This is a genomic window from Halotolerantifilum yawarlongkerapense (assembly GCF_054506745.1).
The window spans coordinates 2,624,383-2,641,772 of sequence record NZ_CP199719.1; the positions used below are offsets into that span (position 1 = coordinate 2,624,383).

Consider the following 17,390-nt stretch of genomic DNA (forward strand, 5'->3'; position numbering starts at 1 on the left):
TGCAAGAAACGGAGGCAGATCATGATCATCAAGGCAAGGGAGTCGGACCGAGAGCTGTTGCTCGATTTTCTCATGGAGGAACCGGCGTATAATCTTTTCTTCATCGGGGATATCGAGAACGTAGGCTTCAATAGCCCGATTCAGGATATCTGGTACCGACGATCGGTTAGCGGCGTGGAGGATATCTTGCTCCGCTACCGTCGGTTTTTCATCTATTACGCAAAGCGGAAGGGGCTCGATCTCTTTCCCCTCGTCGAGGTGCTCAAGACCTACCCGATCGATGGGCTGTCCGGTAAGAGTGAGTTGCTCGAAGGGTTCAGGGCACACCTGGAGTTTGCTTCCGATCGGACCACCTACTTTGCCAAAATGGAGATGCTCACCCCTATGACAGATGGTCTCACGGGTGCCAGACGTGCCACGCTAGAGGATGTGCCGGCGCTGGCCGGACTCCGGGAGAAGATCGACGAGTTCGATACAACGGAGGAGAGTATCGCGGCCATGGCCGACGGGATCAGGGACGGTAGCGGAGAGGTGTACCTGATGGAACGCGATGGCATCGTGGTGGCTTCTGCCGGGCTCACGGCGGAAAACAGCACGTCCGCCATGGTGGTCGGTGTCTGTACGGACCCCGATTACCGTGGTCATGGGTATGCCACGGCCTGCGTGGAGGCTGTCTGCAAGAGGCCCCTCGATGAGGGGAAGTTTCTCTGCCTGTTCTACGACAATCCGGGGGCCGGTAGAATCTACGAACGGCTCGGCTTTCGACCCATCGGGACATGGACCATGTTCAATCAGTATAAGCCGGCTTAAAAAGCCGGCTTATACTTTGCTCGCTAGTAGATCAGGAGGCGGATTCCCCGCCGGTGCTTTCCATGGTGTCCCCAGTGGTGGTGATGACCGTGAGGTCCGAAAGGGCCGGACTTATCTCCACGATGATCATCGGGTAGGTGATGGCCTGGGTGACCATCTCATCGGGACCGGGTTCTTTCACATCGACAACGAGGGTATCGCCCTGGAGCGAGACCGGCGTGATGGCGTAACCGCCCGTCGCTTTCTCACCGAGAGAAATGGTATAGAGGGCCCTATCACCCTCGTGCGATAGGAGGTGCACTCCCGATCTGCGCTTGAGACGCTCGATCTCAAGCCTTTGGGATTGTGTGAGGCTTGCAGGTGTCAGGAGGCGGTAGGTGCCTTCGCTCTCAATGGGTAGAGGTTGTCGCACGGGATCGAGAATCTGGATACCCACATCGTGGGCGATGAAGTCCGCGCGAAGGAGGGTGCGCGTTTCACCCTCTTCCTCGCGCCAACGGAAGAAGCCGTGTTCAGGAGTTTCTCGAAAGAGCTGGGGAGGTGTGACGGCGGCATCGGCTAATTCTGAGGCCACGAGAGAATCCCTCGCCTCCTCACCGTCAAACGGTACAGGTGCTGAGAAGGTGAGCATGGCCACCTCTGCCCGCGTGAGGATCTGTTCCTCTTCCTTCTCGGGGAAATCATGTCCGAACCATTCTGTGAAGTGTCCGGCGGTCATGAGTCTCCCGGGGACAACGTCCGTCCGGTTTTCTTCTGCGGCCAGTGCAAGGTAGGGGGCGAACCAGGAAGAACCGGGTGCCACCATGGGCAGTTGGCGATCTGCATAGGCCATGACCAGGGTCTCCACTTCTGTGACTGGGGCGTCAGGACGGAAGGAACCGTCGGGATAGCCGCTGATCTGACCCAAAGCGCGACGTTTCTCCAAAGTGATCCTGGCCCTGTGCTCGGCGGGCACATCGGAAAAGGCCATCTCGGGAAGACCGCTGTAGGATGGGAGGAGACTGTAGTTCAACAGAATTTCAGATTCTCCATCGGGCAACAACCGCTCGTAGAAGATGAGGCCCATGCCCTCACGGAAGGTTCGTTTTTCATAGACCGCGCCGGCGTCCTCTCGATAGGTAACGGTGATTTCCCACCCGTCGGGGGTTTCGACCAAGCGATCGACGGTAGCGATCAACTCGTATGTCGTACCGTTGGAAGCCGTGACCGACTGGGTGAACTGTCCACCCTCCACGAGGGGTGCGCGTAGCAGCGTGACCTCATCGTAGCGATTGTCCATGGCGACCTCAGCATCGACGCGTTCGGTCAGGCTATCGTCAGTGGCAATCCAGATGCGCGACAGTGAAAAATCTCGATCGGATTCTCCACCCGAGGCATCATCCACATCTCCGCTGTAACGGTAGACCCGACTGTCTCCGGTCTCTAGGATTTCGTCGAGGGTCATGGTATGGCCGTACTCTGCAAAACCAGTGTAGCGGAAAGTAAAGCCCGCATAGTCAGGGGTAAAGGTCTCAAGGGTAGGGGCCTGGTCCTCGGCGAAGCCGATGGGGAGCAGGCACAGCAACAGTAAGATGGGTAGTAAACGTTTCAAAAGACATCCCTCCTCGGATTCAGTTCTCACAGGCATATATACCCAACTTATGGGGATACAAAAGACCTGGTTGCGAATGCATGCCTTTTGGATTAGAATATGCTTAGACTATCGAAAGAATAATAGAGGGGGGTGTTGTTATGCACAGAGGTGACCTGACGACCGGATCGATCACGAAAGTAATCTTGCGCTTGGCCATGCCGATCATCGGGACGAGTTTCATACAGATGGCCTACAACCTGATCGATATGATCTGGATCGGTCAGCTCGGCAGCCGTGCGGTGGCCAGCGTGGGGACGGCCGGCTTCTTCCTGTGGATGGCCAACGCCTGGATCCTCATGGGTAAGATCGGTGTGGAAGTCAAGGTGGGCAACGCCACGGGTGCTAAGGATCGCGCTCGGGCCAAGGATTATGCAGCCACGGGGATCCTCGTGAACCTAGCCTTATCGCTTGTGTACTTCATCATGCTCTTCTTCTTCAACGATCGCCTGATCGGATTTTTCAACCTGGGTGATCCGGTGGCCGTCACCGATGCCACGGATTACCTCAGGATCATCTCTTACGGGATTTTCTTCACCTTCATGAATCCGGTGTTCACGGGCGTGTTCAATGGCAAGGGGGACTCGCGGACACCTTTCTATGTGAACGCCCTGGGTCTTGTGACGAACATCGTGCTCGACCCCGTCTTGATCTTCGGGTGGTTCGGTCTCCCTGCACTCGGTGTCATCGGTGCAGCCTACGCCACGGTCATCGCACAGGTGGTAGTGAGCTTGGCCTTTATCTACCTGATTTTCGTCAGGCATATCTTGTTCGAGGCCTTCAGCCTGACGAAAAGAAAGATCCGCCGGGTGGATGTGATCGAGATCGTGCGCATCGGCTTTCCCCCGGCCCTCCAGCTGGGCCTCTTTGCCCTGATCGCCATGATCATCGCCCGGTTGATCGCTAACTGGGGACCGACGCCGATCGCTGTACAGAAGGTCGGGTCGCAAGTGGAGTCCTTGAGCTGGATGACTGCCAGCGGTTTCATGACGGCACTGGCCACCTTTGTGGCCCAGAATGTTGGTGCCGGTAAAAACGAAAGGGTGCTCAAGGGTTACCTCGTCACCTTGGGCATCGTAGGGACCTTTGGCTTGCTCGCCACGGTGCTGCTACTCTTTTTCCCGGGACCCGTTTTCAGCATATTCATCACCGAGCCTGAAGCCCTCGCCCTGGGGATCGATTACCTCAGGATCTTGGGGATCAGCCAGGTGTTCATGAGCCTGGAGATTACCACCTCCGGCATTTTCAACGGACTGGGACGTTCCACACCACCGGCTTTCGTGGGCATCCTGTTCAATGCCCTGCGGATCCCGGCGGCATATTACTTGGCCCTGCACACACCGCTTGGACTCAACGGTATCTGGTGGGCGATCAGCATTTCGAGTATCTTCAAAGGTGTCGTGCTGGCCCTCTGGTTCCTGCGCTACCAGCGGAAGACACCGACGCTCGGCATCGCTGCAGATGGAGCCCTTTAAGGGCTCCCTTTTGTAGAGACGTCACAAAACATCCGCCGCTTCTTGCTTCTTTCTTTCGCTGAAGGGTATAATACTCCTTAAGCAGAAGCATTGAAAGTGAGGTGAGTGCTATGATTACGAAACGGTACCGCATCACCGGTCGCGTCCAGGGTGTTGGTTTTCGATACTTCACTATGAAGCAGGCCAGGGCACTCGGTCTATCCGGTACCGTCAAAAACGAAACGGACGGTAGCGTGACCGTGTTGGCACGCGGGTCAGAGAAGGACCTGAAGACACTAGAGGATCAACTCCGGCAGGGACCTTCCTTTGCAAGAGTGGAGAACGTTACGGCCGAGATGTCGGACCAATCGGTACCCGAGGGGTTCGATGTGATCGGATAATTTTTTTGACCGAGCAGTCGACAAAAATCGATGAATTTTGACAAAATTCCCACGGATCGACGTGAGAGAGTAAAAAGGGGAGTGTAAGGGCATGGCAGGAAAAAAGATCGAAACCAAGGGTGGGGTGTTGGGTACGAGGGGTAAGCTGATCATGGTGTTCATCTTATTGGTGGTCATACCGGTGGGGACCATCGGCTACTTATCCTACAGGACCTCCTATAACGAGCTGGTGCAACTCTATGAAAAGGACAGCATGGCCTATGTAGAAGAGACCCAGGAGTATATGAATGCATACTTCGGTCAGTACGAGCGACTGTTGATCAGTTTTACGCTCAATCGTGACTTTAGAGATGCCGAGGCCAACACCTTTGCGATGTCCAATACGATTGTGGACCTCGAGAATGCGCTGGGCACCTATCCGGATCTCAAGGGTGTCTATCTTGGGACGGCCGAGGGATCGATGATCCTGAGACCAGTGCAAGATTTGCCCGCGGATTATGATCCCAGGACGCGTCCCTGGTACGAAGCAGCCCTGGCTACGGATGAGGTCATCTGGACGGATCCCTATGAAGATGCTTCTACCGGCGACCTCGTGGTATCCCTGGCCAAGGCGCTTCGCTATGGAAATGATGTCAAGGGTGTCGTCGCCGTGGACATCGACCTATCGACCATTCAGGCGAATTTGAACGAAAAGGTCATCGGCGATAGCGGTTATCTATACCTGACGACAAAAGAGGGACAGCTGATCAGCCACCCTAGAAACGATTTGATCGGGCAGACCCTCGGTGAGGACATAGCGGTGGGTGATCTCCAGGGATTCGTCCTGTCGGGGGAGGAAGGGATCTTCCACTACCCCTTTGAAGGAGAGAACAAAACGGCCGTCCAGGTGGTCTTTGATAACGGGTGGCGGTTGATCGGTTCCTATTCTGACGTGGAGATCCTGACGATCACCGGGCGTGTGCTCAACATGACCCTCATGGTCGGCGGGGCAGCCGCTCTCATCGGGATCTTGATCGCCCTGATTTACTCCGGTGTCATCGTGAGACCTCTGAAGGACCTCGGTGAGAAAATGGTCGTGATCGAGGCTGGTGATTTCACGGCTCGCGTGGATGAAAACATCGCGAAGGATGAGTTCAAGACCGTGGCGATCACCTTCAACCGCATGATGGAAAATGTCGTCGGCCTGATCGGCGGCGTCAAGCAAAATGCTGATCAGCTACGACGCTCATCGGAGAACCTCGCCGCAAATTCAGAGGAAACGACGGCCACCACGGATGAAGTGGCCAAGACGGTAAATGAAATCGCCGATGGGGCAAACGCTCAGGCGGAAGATGTGGAGAAAGTGGCCACCCTGGTCAGCGGATTTGACCGCAAGCTACAGGAACTTCTCAGGAATTCCAGCGAAATGGCCGGGGATACTGAGAAGATGATGGCCGTCAATGCCGACGGGATGAACAGCATCACCGATTTACAGCACAAATCCGAGGAGAATAACCGCTCCGTTGCAGAAATTGGAACGGTCATCGGAGATCTGAACCAGCGTGCCGAGGACATAGGGGAAATTTCTGAAGCCATCTCGGGTATCGCGGAGCAGACGAATCTACTGGCGCTCAACGCTTCGATCGAGGCCGCGCGTGCCGGAGAGGCTGGTCGCGGGTTTGCGGTCGTAGCTGAGGAAATTCGAAAGCTGGCGGAGGAAACGAGCAAATCTACGCATTCGATCGGACAGATCATCAACGAAATCCAAGGATCCAGTCGCGCTGCGGTGAAGACCATGGATGTGGTGAACAAAGCGAGCGGAGAGCAGACCCAGTCCGTGGAAAGCGTCAACAGCGCCTTTACCCGCATCTCCTCCTCTATCGAAGCGCTCGCCGGTCGTATCCAGGAGATGACGAGCTTCGTAACGGAACTCAATGAAGAGAAGAACGATATCGTGGCATCCGTGGAAAACATCTCGGCTGTTTCCGAGGAAACAGCGGCTTCTACAGAAGAGGTCTCCGCTTCCATGGAGCAACAGGCTGAGGCCATCGGCAATGTGGCGGAGCTGGCGAACGAGTTGAACGAAATCGCCGCCGAACTGCTCCTGCAGACCAATCAGTTCAAAGTATAGGAAGCCGGGGCTCATGTGAGCCCCTTTTCTATTGGTCATGCATTCTTTTATACTTTTCGCGAAAGATATAGTAAACTGGTTAAGAGAAATCCGTTTGAAGCTGGGAGGCGATGGAATGCTTTGTCCTGAATGTCAGAGCTTGTTACAAGAAGACACCACCAGTTGCCCCGTTTGCGGTGAAGCGATTCGCCCGGAAGGGGAAGGTCCTGTCCTCTGGCACCGTGACCATAGGGCCCATTTGCTCATCGCCATCGTTTTTTTGGCCATCGTGGGCATCCTGTACGCGGTAATCGCCATCGATCCAGGGGCAACGCCAGCTACGATCGCTTCGGAACCTGCGTTGAGCGAAGCCACAGAAACCACGCCGCCACCTTCCGAAGAACTGGTCGGCGGCAAGGACGTACCAGCGGCCGAAACACTTGAGCTGGAGGTACTATCGGACCAAGATTTAATCGTGGAGCGCATTCATCTGTTTAACGATGCTTGGCTCAGCTTCGTTCACACTGGCTCGCGTGCCATCGAAGAGCACATCACGGAGGATAGTGACGTCTATCGGGTCCTCCGGGACTTCGATCGCGAGGGGCTAAAGGAACGGTTTCTCGTGCTCGATGTGCTGGAGGTCACCGTGGACGGAGAAACGGCCGTGGCCAGGGTGCATGAGGTGATCGAGAAGACGAGGGCCGGAGAAACATGGTCCGATACGTACAACTGGCGCTATCGATTGCGCTGGGAAGAGAATCAATGGATGATCGAGAGGTATGAAACAGATGATCTGTAGCTTTTGTAAACAACCCATGGTCGCTTGGTACGATCAGCAGTTTAAAGTGACCTACCACCACTGTCCGACCTGTGGGTTTATCCAGCTAGACCCGGCGGACCGGGTGGAGGCAGCCGATGAGTTTGCCCAGTACGAGCTCCACGAGAATAGCATCGAAGATGAGGGGTACGTCGACTTTCTCAACCGTGCGATCGACGGTGGGATCGGCAAATTCATGGATGGGGGGCGGTTGCTCGATTTCGGGTCGGGACCGGAGCCCGTACTGGCCGAGCTACTCAGGCGAAGGGGGTACGAGGTGACCCTCTACGATCTTTTTTATCACGATGTGCCCTCGGCCTTCGAAAAAACCTATGCCGGAATCGTTACCACAGAGGTTGTCGAGCACCTCGCCGATCCCCCGGCGGTGTTCAAGCGATTGGCCGCTTGCCTGGACAAAGGGGGCTACCTATCGCTGATGACGCTCTTTGCACCGGAGGAGCGCGATGTGTTCCTCGATTGGCACTACCGGAGGGATCCCACCCATATTGCCTTTTACACACCGGAGACCTTCCGCTATTTCGAAAGTCTCTATGGGCTCAGGCTGATCGACCACGATGGAAAACGGGTGGCCACTTTTCGCAGGGTGTAACATTGGTTACTGCATCTTCTCCAGTTCTTTGATAGTCTGGTTACTAGCGAATGGAAGAGCAAGAGAGAGGAGACTGGTTTTATGATCGAGACACTACATGCCTTTGATGCCACGAAGAACCCAGTGGTGGACAAGATCGTGATGGACGAGAACGTCAACATCATCCACATGCAGTTTGACCAGGGGGGTGGTCTTCCCGTGCATCACGCGAACAGTAACGTCTATATGACGGTGCTCGGTGGGAAGCTGAGCATCACGCTAGATGAGCAGGAGACCCAGGTCTACGAGCGAGGGGCACTGCTTCAGATTCCCTACAATACCAAGATGCACGTGCGCAACGAGGACGAGGACCAACTGGAACTGATGGTCGTCAAAGCACCGGCTCCATCGGCCTACAAGGGGTGACTTCACCCCTTGTTTTTTTTGTAACAATGTTGTACGATCGTAGGGATGAAGCTAATCGTTTTTTTCTTCATGAGTTGATTGAGAAAAGAGGTAAGAGATGAGTTTGCAGAATACCCCGCGGTCCAACCGCGTCCACATTGCCCTGTTCGGTCGTCGGAATGCCGGAAAATCGAGCATCATCAACGCGCTCACCGGTCAGGAGATCGCCATCGTTTCCGAGGTCATGGGAACAACCACGGACCCTGTATATAAGGCCATGGAGATCCTCCCGCTCGGTCCCGTGGTCATCATCGATACAGCAGGACTAGATGACTATGGTGAGCTAGGAGACCTACGGAAGAAGAAATCCCTGGAAGTATTGAACAAGGCTGATATCGCCCTCGTGGTGATCGATGGCCCGACGGGCATGACCGATGCCGATCGGGAGATCGTGTCGCTCATCGAAAGAAAGAAAATCCCCGGGCTGATCGTGGTCAATAAGATCGATCTGAGCGACGGGGAAAGTCCAGTGGAAGCCCCCTTCGAGGTGCACAGGGTCTCAGCCAAGACCGGTGAAGGGATCGATACGCTGAAACTCGCCCTCACGCGCTTGCAACCGGAGGAGGGAGTGGCCTATCCCATCGTGGCCGATCTCCTAGAGCCGGGCGATGTGGTGGTGCTTGTGACGCCGATCGATTCGGCCGCTCCCAAGGGGAGGTTGATCTTACCCCAGCAGCAGACGGTGCGGGATATCCTGGACTCCGATGCCATCAGCATCGTGACCAAGGAAACCGAACTGAAGGCAACCTTGGCGACCCTAGCCAAACCACCGAAAATGGTGATCACGGATTCCCAGGCCTTCGGACGCGTGTCAGCGGAGACGCCCGAGGACGTTTTACTCACCAGCTTCTCGATCTTGTTCGCCCGTCACAAGGGTGACCTAGAGGCCTTGGTGCGAGGGGTGAAGGCCATCGAGAATCTTAGGGATGGGGATCGTGTGCTCATCAGTGAGGGGTGCACCCACCACCGCCAGGCCGACGACATCGGGACCGTTAAGATCCCAAGGTGGCTCAGGGAACACACGGGCAAAGAGCTGATTCTCGAGCACACGGCAGGAATTCAGTTCGACGAGCACCTCGAACCCTACAGTCTGGTCATTCACTGTGGGGGTTGCATGCTCAATCAAAAGGCCATGCAGTATCGCATTGAGACGTCCGAGTTCCACGGGGTACCCATTGTGAACTACGGGGTATTTATCGCCGATGTTCACGGGATCCTCGAACGCGCATTGGCTCCTTTTCCTGAAGCGCTGGCCATCTACCACGCCTAACGGCAGAAACTCCCCGATCTATGGGGAGTTTTTCTTTACACAAAAGTAGTGTATGTGGTATTATGTATACAAGGAAAAGGTTTTCTAAACAAAATCTCGAAGAGGAGGTGTTACCGTGTTCACAACCGGAGAAAAGGTAAGGCTATCGGAAGAGGGGCTGGCGATCTTGCACTCGCCGGATAAAAGCATCTTCCACAGGATGGTACTGAGCATCTTAGAACGTGAACCGGCCACCGTCGAATCCATAGATGCTGGCGGTCTGGTCAGGATCCGGTTCAACCGAAGAATCGAAACACTGGAGCTCGACACCTGCCTAATCGAAGAAAGTGCCTTGAAACGAGAAAAACCCGTCAGCGATTGACGGGTTTTTTCTTAATTTTAACGCTGGCCAGCGGTCTACCGATGTCCAACCGGGCCCATTTCTTACTCCGGAAACGTCGGTAGAGCAGTACGGAGGTGAACAGGAAACTGATGATCTCGGCCATCCAGAATCCGGCGATGCCCTGATGGAAGACGACGATAAAGAGGTAGGTCAGCGGCACGAAGAAGAGCCAGAGTCTGGCGGTGGTGATCACCAGCACGGCCCGTGTGTCGCCAGCACCCCGCAGGGCCCCGCTGATGACGATCATGTAGTTGAGGAAGGGTTGGTTGAAGCCCGCCACGATCATGGTGAGGGAAGAGAGGGCGATGAGGGACGGGCCTGCATCGTAGATACCCAATAGCACTTTTGGGAAGGCGAGAAAGATGGTACCCATCAAGAGACCCCAGAGGATCGCCAGTTCCCCAGCGATGACTCCGGTGGTCTCCGCCTTGTCGATATCCTTTTCACCCAGCGACTTGCCGACGAGCGCAGCGCTGGCGATCGAAAGGCCGACGGCGGGCATGAAGGAGAGGGACTCGATGCTCAGGATGATGCGAAAGGCCGCTTCAGAGGCCGTGTCCAGGGTAGTAATGATAATGCCACCGATGAGAAAGGACAACTGCATCAACGTCTGCTCGAGGGCACCGGGGTAGCTGATCTGCCACAGAGGTGATAAAATATCCTTTGTGAGGACCATGTGCTGGAGCTTGATCCGCACCTTTGTGTGCCGCACGAAGAGGACGTAGGTATAGAGCATGAAACCGACCAGACGGGACAGGGTCGTGGCCAAGGCTGCACCGGCGACGCCCATCTCGGGGAAAGGCCCGAAGCCCGTGATCAGGATGTAGTTTCCCACGATGTTAGTGAGGTTCATGATGCCCGTGATGAGCATGGGCGTCTTCGTATCTCCCGCCCCCCTTAGTACAGCCGCATAGCTAAAGGCGATGAACATCAGGGGGATGCTGAGCGACACGATGGTGAAGTAGTCCACCGCCAGACCGCGGACCACGGGTGTGAGATCGTAGACCAGAAAGAGCAGGTGTCTCGATCGAAAGGCAAGCAGTGTGATCACCGCTCCAATCAAGATGTTGAGGAAGGTGGCTTGCGCGGCCACTCGGTTCAACCGGGGGAAATCCCTCTCGCCGTAGCTCCGCGAGACCAGGGCCGTGGCCCCGGTGTTGAAAGAGGAGAAGATGAAGATCAAAACAAAGAAAATCTGATTGGCATTTCCGACGGCGGAGAGTGCCTCTGGGCCGATAAAACGACTGATCATCAGAGTATCGGCCACACCGAGCAGGGTGTTGAGACCCATCTCGACGATCGCGGGTAGCGCGAGGGTCAACATGGCGAGGGTGAGTTTTTTATTTTTGTATAGGGTAGAGGATATTGGCAAGGTCATCACCACTTTCGTACCTAGTATGAGTTCTCACCCATTATAAGACGATGGGGTGAAAAAGGAAAGAGAATCTGAGCCTGTTAATAAATCAACTGTTAGCAAGGGAATCGAAGGAGGTTTTTGCTGATGAAAGAGATCAGGGTGTACACGACCCCCACTTGTACCTACTGTCATAAGGTGAAGGCGTATCTGCGGGAGAAGGGCTATCCCTTCACGGAATCGGATGTGACCAAAGATCCCCAGGGACAGACTTTTTTACGGGAGAAGAAGATCATGGGCGTGCCTGTGATCACCGTAGGCGAGACCTTGATTCAGGGCTTTGATCCCGGGGCAATTGAAGCGGCGGTGGATTTCAAAATCCAGGCCTGTCCCCACTGCGGGAAGAAACTTCGTTTGCCAAAGGACCGGGGCAAGATCCGTGTCACCTGTCGTGCGTGCGAGGGCGTATTTGCGGTGCGAACCTAACCGAGCAGGAGTCATACAAACAGAGAGTGGACCTAGGGACACTCGGAAAGGAGCAGATTATGATCAAAGAAGTGAAGGAACGAAAGGACATGGAGACCACCCATATGTGGGATCTCTCCTCGCTGTACCTCTCAGAGGGACAATGGGCAGAGGATTTCGAGAGCGTAGAGGAAAAGAAGGACCGAGCCGTGGCCTACAAAGGGCGTTTGCTCGAAAGCGGTAAAACGCTCCTCCGGGCGATCGAAGCCAAACTGGAGGTTCGCAGGACCATCGCCAATGTGTTTACCTATGCGCGCCTCCGTTCGGATGAGGATACACGGGACCCGCATTGGCAGGGTCAGGTGTCCCGAGCCGAAGGCATGATGGTCCGCGTCGGAGAGGCTCTCTCTTTTTTCGCCCCCGAGCTGCTGTCGGGTGATCCTGATCAAATCCGTCGGTGGGTAGAAGAAGTACCAGGTCTCGCCCTTTATCATCATTATCTCGAGGACTTGATCCGTAACAGAGACCATGTGCTGAGTGAGAAGGAGGAGGCGATCCTAGCGGGGATGGGAGAAATCGCCATGGCACCGGAGTCCACCTATTCCATGCTTTCGGGTGCCGATCTAACCTTTCCGGAGATCACGATCGATGGCAAAGCCGTGGCATTGACCCACGGGAACTTCATCCCCCTGATGGAATCGACCGACCGCGAAGTGAGAAAAGCGGCCTTCGATGCATACTACAGTGTCTATGCGTCACACATCAATACCTTTGCCTCCTTGTTGTCAACCGAGGTCAAGAAGAATAACTTTTATGCCAAAACAAGACAGTACCCTACGGCAAGGGCCGCCGCCCTTTTCGATGACTTCATACCTGAGTCCGTCTATGATGCACTGATCGAGGCCGTGCACGACCACCTCGATGTGATGCACCGCTACATGGCGCTGAGGAAGCGGGCGCTAGGTGTTGAAGAGCTGCATATGTACGATCTCTATTGTCCCATGGTCCCCGAGGTCGATTACCAGGTGGAGATCGAGGAGGCCCGGGACATGCTCCTCGCGAGTTTTGCCCCTCTCGGGAGTGACTACACCGATGTCGTGAATCGTGCCTTTGATCAGGGCTGGATCGATCTCTACGAGAACAAGGGTAAGAAGAGCGGCGCCTACTCCTGGGGGACCTATGATTCGAATCCCTACATTCTGATGAACTACCACGGGACGCTCGACCATGTGTTTACCCTCGGACACGAGATGGGCCATGCGATGCATTCCTTCATGACCCGGAAGGCACAACCCTACGTTTACGGGAACTACAGTATTTTCGTGGCGGAAGTAGCATCGACGACCAATGAGGCCCTGATGACCGCTCACTTGCTTCAGACCCTCGAAGACGAGGAGAAAAAGCGGTATGTGCTCAACCACTATCTCGAGCAGTTCCGGACCACGCTCTTTCGGCAGACCATGTTTGCCGAGTTCGAAAGGGAGATCCACGAGCGGGCCGATGCGGGGGAAGCGCTCACAGCGGAGACGTTCAAGACGATCTACCGGCGGTTGAACGAAACCTACTACGGACCCGATGTGGTGGTGGATGACGCGATCGCCCTGGAATGGGCCCGTATTCCACACTTCTATTACAACTTCTATGTTTTCCAGTACGCCACGGGCTTTTCTGCGGCAGTAGCTCTTTCGGAAAAGCTGCGTTCTGGCGATGTGGGGGCCTTGGAGGCATACCTTGGCTTCCTCGGGGCCGGAAGCTCGGCCTATCCCATCGATGTCCTCAAGGCAGCCGGTGCCGATATGACGGAAAAGGAGACGGTGGCAAAAGCACTCCAAGCCTTCGCTAGCGGTGTAGAGCAGATGGAGTCCTTGCTATGATCCCATTGGATCTCCTGGCCACCGCGATCGATCATGAGTACAAGAGCCGTGCTTTTTACGAAGCCCAGGGAAACCGCGACTGGGAGGAAAACGCCCTCTATGCGCTCTTCGCCTTTCTCACGGAAGAGGAAGGGCGCCACGAGGGTTGGCTCAGGGATTTTTACCAGATTGAAGGTGATCTCGAGGTGGCGCCCGCCGCCAGTGCCCCACCGATTCCCGAGGCGCTTTTGTCGCTCACGCCGGAGGCATCACGGGAGGAAGTGCTCAAGGCTGCGATGGCATCAGAGCGAGAGGCAGCTGCCTTCTACGGCGCATTGCTCGATCAGAGTAGTGACCAGAAGGAGCGGCAGCTCCTGAAGACCCTGGTGGAGGCGGAGGAAGCACACGCCAAAAAAATCGAAAGGTTGATGATCGGATGAGGGTGCTTAGCGCCCTCATTTTTTTATCGATTTGTTAAAAAACGTTGAACGATATCATAAATCCGTTGACAAAGTTTTGCGTGGGAGTATCCTAAGGATAGGATAGGATAGGTGATGCTGATGAGTCGTATCGTGAGTCTGGCGCTCGACGAGGCGCTACTAGAAGCCCTCGATCATGAGGCAAAAAAACGCAGTCTAAATCGTTCGGAACTGATGAACACTCTGCTGGCGCAACGTTACGGAGCGTTGACTCCCAAGATCAAACAGGTCGAGATGATGGATCGGCTGACGGAGGCCCTCGAACGCTTCGGACGTGTGACGGTACTCTCTGCCAAGCGGAGCGGGGCACTCCAGTACAGGAGCACCGTCTTGTTTGCCTACCGTCCGAAGGTCCGCTTCATCCTGTCTTTCGGTGGTCAGGAAGAGAGAGACCTGGGACACTTGCGCGTGGTGACGCGGTCCACCTCGGTGGCCTTTTGCGATGCACTCTGGGCCTTCTTCTCCCTGGTCAATGGCATCGAGACAAGGGGGGAGGTCGCTCGGCGACCCGGTATCCCCGGAACGGCACCCTACCGTAGAATCGGTACGGGCATCGAGAAGGTGCTCCGCAGGGACAAGGGGGACCACGCGATCAACGTGGAGAGAGCTACCGGGGAACTCTATCAATACCTTTGTCTGGTGCAACGCTCGCTAGATATTTATTTTGAATACCTCGATGCACCCGAAGTAAGCAATCGGATGATTGAGGCGAAGTATCGACAATTCTTTAAAGGAGGAGAGGTCACATGACCACACAACAGTTTACGCAAAAAGCCCTTCAGGCCATTCAGTCGGCTCAGTCCGTGGCCGTCGAGCACGGTAATCCCCAGGTGGAACCCATCCACCTACTCTACGGACTACTGGAAGACCCCCAGGGTCTCGTTCCCAAACTACTGGAGCGCACCGGTCATGATGCGGAATCCTTGAAGGCGCGGACGCAAGAGCGCATTGAGCGCTTGCCGAAATCGTCTCAGACCGAGGTGACCCTGTCACAGCAGGCTCACGGGATCTTGGCAGAAGCCGAGAAAGCGATGAAACGTCTGAACGATCAGTACGTTTCCGTCGAACACCTGATGGTGGCGTTGATCAGAAAAGCTTCGGGTAGTAGTAGGGCGTTGCTACGGGACCTGGAAATCGATGAAGATACATTCATGAAGGCGCTGGCCGATGTGCGAGGAAACCAGCGTGTCACCACGGACAACCCCGAGGGGACCTACGAGGCCCTCGTGCAGTACGGCCAAGATCTCGTGGCCATGGCCCGCGAGAACAAGCTCGATCCTGTGATCGGCCGCGACGATGAGATTCGGAGGACCGTGCGGATCCTGTCCAGGAAGACGAAGAACAACCCCGTTCTCATCGGGGAGCCCGGCGTGGGAAAGACTGCCATCGCCGAGGGGTTAGCCCAGCGGATCGTTAAGGGCGATGTGCCGGACAGCCTGAAGGATAAGCGGATTTTCTCCCTGAACATGGGCTCGCTCGTGGCAGGGGCCAAATACCGCGGTGAGTTCGAGGAGCGTCTGAAGGCCGTTCTCGATGAAATTCGCAAGAGCGAGGGACAGATCCTCCTCTTCATCGATGAACTGCATAACATCGTGGGCGCCGGAAAGACCGAAGGGGCCATGGACGCCGGCAACATGCTCAAGCCCATGTTGGCGCGCGGTGAGCTCCACTGTATCGGTGCGACGACCCTCAACGAGTATAAGAAGTACATCGAGAAGGATACGGCCCTCGAACGTCGCTTTCAGCCGGTTACGGTGGATGAACCTTCGGTGGAGGACACCATTGCCATCCTGCGCGGGTTGAAGGAACGTTACGAAATTTTTCACGGGGTAACGATCAACGATGCAGCGCTGATCGGTGCCGCCACTCTCTCCCATCGCTACATCTCCGACCGCTTCCTGCCGGACAAGGCGATCGACCTGGTCGATGAGGCCTGCGCCCTGATCCGCACGGAGATGGAATCCATGCCCACGGAGATGGATGAGATCAGCCGAGAGATCATGCGCCTGGAGATTGAGGCCGCTGCGCTTAAAAAAGAGAAGGATGCGGCATCGAAGCAGCGGTTGTCGGAGACCGAGCGGGAGATCGCCGATCTGAAGGACACCTTCAACGGGATGAAGGCCATCTGGCAATCGGAAAAGGAAGCTGTCGAAGAGGTCAAGCGGATCAAGGAAGGCCTCGATAGCCTGCGCTACGAGATTGAGGAGGCCGAGCGCCAGTACGACTTCAACCGCGCGGCAGAGCTCAAATACGGACGCCTGCCCGAGTTAGAAGGCCAGTTGAAAAGAGCCAGTAGGGATGCGGAGATGCAAGAGGGTCAGTTGATCCGAGAGACGGTGACCGCCGAGGAAGTGGCCAAGATCATTTCGAAGTGGACGCAGATCCCCCTCTCCAAGATCCTGGCCGGTGAACGTGAGAAGTTACTGAAGCTCGGCGACGTTTTGCACGAACGGGTGGTCGGTCAGGAGGAGGCCGTGGACAAAGTGGCCGACGCCATCCTGCGCTCGCGCGCCGGGATCAAGGATCCTTCGAAGCCAATTGGCTCCTTCCTATTTTTGGGTCCCACGGGCGTCGGGAAGACGGAACTGGCAAAAACCCTGGCCAACACCCTCTTTGATTCCGAGCACAACTTGATTCGCATCGATATGTCGGAGTATATGGAACGGCACACCGTAGCCCGGCTCATCGGCGCCCCTCCGGGCTACGTGGGGTATGAAGAGGGGGGGCAGCTCACCGAACAGGTGAGGAGAAAGCCTTACTCCGTTCTGCTCTTCGATGAAATTGAAAAGGCCCACCACGATGTCTTCAACGTCCTGCTCCAGGTTCTCGACGACGGTCGTGTGACCGATGCCAAGGGGCGCACGGTGGATTTCAAAAACACCGTGATCATCATGACCTCTAACATTGGATCGGATCGCCTGCTCGATGAGCTCTCCGGTGGGGGACAAATCGACGATGCCCTGCGCGATGAAATCATGGGGAGACTGCGCGGACACTTCCGACCGGAATTCCTCAACCGATTAGATGAGATCGTCCTGTTCAAACCCCTGGTGAGAGAGCAGATCCGGTCGATTTTGGATCTGCTCCTCGAGGATCTGCATGAGCGCATCGCCGATCGGCACCTGAGGATCGAGCTCACCGATGCAGCCCGCGAGCTGATCATCGATAGCGCCTACGAACCTCAGTTCGGGGCGCGACCGCTCAAGCGTTATATGCAGCGTCACGTGGAAACCCTGCTCGCCCGCGCTCTGATCTCGGGTGAGGTAACGGAGGGACAGGTCGTGACCGTCGATGCTGAGGAGGACAAGCTCAAGATTCTATGACCCCAAAAG

16 protein-coding genes are annotated in these 17,390 nt (G+C 55.7%); 14 read left to right on the forward strand and 2 right to left on the reverse strand.

What is annotated here, in order from left to right:
- The first annotated feature begins 21 nt into the window (after nt 1-21).
- Entirely contained in the window at nt 22-810 is a 789-nt protein-coding gene (locus ACULM0_RS12880; protein ID WP_463677944.1) for a GNAT family N-acetyltransferase, read from the forward strand.
- A gap of 31 nt (nt 811-841) precedes the next feature.
- On the opposite strand, the gene ACULM0_RS12885 is transcribed toward ACULM0_RS12880, so the two are convergent.
- Nucleotides 842-2,401 (reverse strand): protease complex subunit PrcB family protein, encoded by a 1,560-nt coding sequence (locus ACULM0_RS12885; protein WP_463677945.1) that lies wholly within the window; start codon nt 2,399-2,401, stop codon nt 842-844.
- Between the two features lie 140 nt (nt 2,402-2,541).
- Here ACULM0_RS12885 and ACULM0_RS12890 point away from each other — a divergent pair, with 140 nt between their 5' ends.
- The 8 genes from ACULM0_RS12890 (at nt 2,542) to ACULM0_RS12925 (ending at nt 9,886) form a co-directional block, all read left to right on the forward strand.
- On the forward strand, nt 2,542-3,915 hold the full coding sequence (locus tag ACULM0_RS12890) for an MATE family efflux transporter (protein WP_463677946.1): 1,374 nt from the start codon (nt 2,542-2,544) through the stop codon (nt 3,913-3,915).
- Between the two features lie 110 nt (nt 3,916-4,025).
- A complete protein-coding gene (locus ACULM0_RS12895; RefSeq protein ID WP_463677947.1) occupies nt 4,026-4,295 on the forward strand; it encodes an acylphosphatase in 270 nt (89 codons plus the stop codon).
- 91 nt (nt 4,296-4,386) lie between these two features.
- Nucleotides 4,387-6,405 (forward strand): methyl-accepting chemotaxis protein, encoded by a 2,019-nt coding sequence (locus ACULM0_RS12900; RefSeq protein WP_463677948.1) that lies wholly within the window; start codon nt 4,387-4,389, stop codon nt 6,403-6,405.
- A 115-nt stretch (nt 6,406-6,520) separates the two neighbouring features.
- Nucleotides 6,521-7,183 carry a nuclear transport factor 2 family protein gene (locus tag ACULM0_RS12905; RefSeq protein WP_463677949.1) on the forward strand — a complete coding sequence of 221 codons (663 nt, stop codon included), beginning with the start codon at nt 6,521-6,523 and terminating at the stop codon, nt 7,181-7,183.
- On the forward strand, nt 7,164-7,811 hold the full coding sequence (locus ACULM0_RS12910; protein ID WP_463677950.1) for a class I SAM-dependent methyltransferase: 648 nt from the start codon (nt 7,164-7,166) through the stop codon (nt 7,809-7,811). Before ACULM0_RS12905 ends, ACULM0_RS12910 begins: the two co-directional genes overlap by 20 nt.
- 81 nt (nt 7,812-7,892) lie before the next feature.
- Nucleotides 7,893-8,216: a cupin domain-containing protein gene (locus ACULM0_RS12915; RefSeq protein ID WP_463677951.1), complete on the forward strand. Its 324-nt coding sequence runs from the start codon at nt 7,893-7,895 to the stop codon at nt 8,214-8,216.
- 97 nt (nt 8,217-8,313) lie between these two features.
- Nucleotides 8,314-9,525, forward strand: coding sequence for a [FeFe] hydrogenase H-cluster maturation GTPase HydF (gene hydF / locus ACULM0_RS12920; protein ID WP_463677952.1), 1,212 nt, complete (start codon nt 8,314-8,316; stop codon nt 9,523-9,525).
- A 115-nt stretch (nt 9,526-9,640) separates the two neighbouring features.
- Complete coding sequence (locus ACULM0_RS12925) at nt 9,641-9,886, forward strand: hypothetical protein (RefSeq protein WP_463677953.1); 246 nt, start codon at nt 9,641-9,643, stop codon at nt 9,884-9,886.
- Here ACULM0_RS12925 and ACULM0_RS12930 read toward each other — a convergent pair.
- A complete protein-coding gene (locus tag ACULM0_RS12930; protein WP_463677954.1) occupies nt 9,876-11,285 on the reverse strand; it encodes an MATE family efflux transporter in 1,410 nt (469 codons plus the stop codon). The two genes, ACULM0_RS12925 and ACULM0_RS12930, sit on opposite strands and share 11 nt — an antisense overlap.
- Before the next feature lie 123 nt (nt 11,286-11,408).
- Here ACULM0_RS12930 and ACULM0_RS12935 point away from each other — a divergent pair, with 123 nt between their 5' ends.
- The 5 genes from ACULM0_RS12935 to clpB all read left to right on the forward strand — a co-directional run bounded on the left by ACULM0_RS12935 (nt 11,409) and on the right by clpB (nt 17,381).
- The gene (locus tag ACULM0_RS12935; RefSeq protein WP_463677955.1) at nt 11,409-11,747 is read left to right on the forward strand and encodes a glutaredoxin family protein; all 339 of its coding nucleotides are present in this window, start codon (nt 11,409-11,411) and stop codon (nt 11,745-11,747) included.
- 59 nt (nt 11,748-11,806) lie between these two features.
- Nucleotides 11,807-13,600, forward strand: a complete 1,794-nt coding sequence (gene pepF / locus ACULM0_RS12940) for an oligoendopeptidase F (RefSeq protein ID WP_463677956.1) — start codon at nt 11,807-11,809, stop codon at nt 13,598-13,600.
- The gene (locus ACULM0_RS12945; protein WP_463677957.1) at nt 13,597-14,019 is read left to right on the forward strand and encodes a ferritin family protein; all 423 of its coding nucleotides are present in this window, start codon (nt 13,597-13,599) and stop codon (nt 14,017-14,019) included. Before pepF ends, ACULM0_RS12945 begins: the two co-directional genes overlap by 4 nt.
- 120 nt (nt 14,020-14,139) lie before the next feature.
- Nucleotides 14,140-14,808 (forward strand): ribbon-helix-helix domain-containing protein, encoded by a 669-nt coding sequence (locus tag ACULM0_RS12950; protein ID WP_463677958.1) that lies wholly within the window; start codon nt 14,140-14,142, stop codon nt 14,806-14,808.
- Nucleotides 14,805-17,381, forward strand: a complete 2,577-nt coding sequence (gene clpB / locus ACULM0_RS12955; protein ID WP_463677959.1) for an ATP-dependent chaperone ClpB — start codon at nt 14,805-14,807, stop codon at nt 17,379-17,381. The genes ACULM0_RS12950 and clpB overlap by 4 nt, the downstream gene beginning before the upstream one ends.
- Nucleotides 17,382-17,390 lie beyond the last annotated feature (9 nt).